The organism is Ferruginibacter sp. (assembly GCF_031430955.1).
Lineage (GTDB): Bacteria > Bacteroidota > Bacteroidia > Chitinophagales > Chitinophagaceae > Ferruginibacter.
The window spans coordinates 1-1,620 of the sequence record NZ_JANPCM010000091.1; the positions used below are offsets into that span (position 1 = coordinate 1).

Here is a 1,620-nt window from a genome sequence, read left to right on the forward strand (position 1 = left end):
TCTGGCAAAATAACTGATCTTCTCAAACATTTAATTACAAACAATTAATCAACTTCGCATTTATCTTTTAGTTTAAATTTGCCAAAGAACAAATCAATCATGACCAAACTTTCCGTAAATATAAACAAGCTGGCCACCCTGCGTAACAGCCGTGGTGGCAACAATCCTGATCTGATTCAATCAGCAAAAGATATGGAGCGCTTTGGGGCCGACGGCATTACCGTACATCCAAGGCCGGATGAAAGACATATCCGTTATGCAGATGTGCACGACTTGAAAAAAATAATTACTACTGAATTTAATATTGAAGGCAATTGCACCGAACAAAGTTTTGTAGATCTGGTTTTAGCCAACAAACCCACACAGGTTACATTAGTGCCCGACAGTAAAAATCAACTCACCAGTAACCATGGCTGGAATACGATTGAGCATAAAGACTATTTAACCGGCATCATTGCTGTTTTTAAAAATGCAGGCATCCGTGTTTCTATTTTTGTTGATCCTGTTATTGAAATGGTAGAAGGCGCAAAAGCCACCGGCACCGACCGCATTGAATTATACACCGAATCGTATGCAAGGGAATTTGCGATGGGGAATAAGGAATTGGGAATACAACCTTACATAACCGCTGCTTTGAAAGCAAACGAGTTGGGCCTGGGCATTAATGCCGGACACGATTTAGATCTGAACAACTTAAAATATTTTGCCGAAAATATCCCCGGGCTTTTAGAAGTTTCAATTGGCCATGCGTTAATATGCGATGCTATTTATTTGGGATTGGAGAATGCGGTGCAGTTGTATAAGAGGTGTTTGAAATAAATTTTTAAAAATGAAAATTATTCAAAAAATAATTGGACTATATTTTTTTATAGGTGCAATTATAACATATTTATTTTATTTACTAACACAATCAACAGATCACATATTCTCATTTTTAATTCCTACCACAATTGCAACATTAGTTTTTCTTATCTATACATTGCTAAGTTATTTGTATTTAAAATATCCCAACAGAACTGTTTATGAAAATGGATTTAGTATCATGCTATTGATTCAGTCGCTGAACATTGAGTTATTTGGTTATGGGTTTAAGAATTTTTATTTCCCTGAAGTTGCTATTCATTTTAACCTGAAAGAATTATCCGATATTACTTTTAATTGCAGTTATTTTTACTTAGCTGTTTTAAATGGTTACTTTAGAACTAATGCCAATAATTCAATATCAATTAATCTGGCTTTATTGCTCTTAATTTTCGTTATTCCATATGTTTCAAAAAAGATTACAGAAAAGGCTGAGTCGCTTCAAGTTGATTCAGAACTTTTTAATCTTTAGTTTTCAATAAAAAGTTCCCCAATGGTATGCCGTACAAGTGAGTGACACAACAATGTACCACAATGAACAAATGCCCGTACCCAAAAAAATATACTGCGATTACCAATTACAACCAATAATTCTTATTTTTATAGCTTAAAAAATTTACGTTTAAATATTTTTATTATGCCAAAACCATCAGCAACAAGCCATTCTGCTTATTTTCAAAAATATATTGATCTTGTGCCCGAGGAAGATTTAACCACAGCATTTCAAAAGCAATACCCTATTCTGTCTGAATTTTTACA

At 33.9% G+C, this 1,620-nt stretch carries 2 protein-coding genes; both read left to right on the forward strand.

The features are described from left to right. Positions 1-99 precede the first annotated feature (99 nt). Complete coding sequence (locus tag ACY65O_RS02575; RefSeq protein WP_462219288.1) at positions 100-819, forward strand: pyridoxine 5'-phosphate synthase; 720 nt, start codon at positions 100-102, stop codon at positions 817-819. 10 nt (positions 820-829) lie between these two features. After that, positions 830-1,333 carry a hypothetical protein gene (locus ACY65O_RS02580; protein ID WP_462219289.1) on the forward strand — a complete coding sequence of 168 codons (504 nt, stop codon included), beginning with the start codon at positions 830-832 and terminating at the stop codon, positions 1,331-1,333. The last annotated feature ends 287 nt before the right edge of the window (positions 1,334-1,620 follow it).

What these genes read in the sequence shown, in the direction of transcription:
- ACY65O_RS02575 (WP_462219288.1), top strand. Translation starts at nt 100, where the DNA reads ATGACCAAACTTTCCGTAAATATAAACAAGCTGGCCACCCTGCGTAAC.
- ACY65O_RS02580 (WP_462219289.1), top strand. Translation starts at nt 830, where the DNA reads ATGAAAATTATTCAAAAAATAATTGGACTATATTTTTTTATAGGTGCA.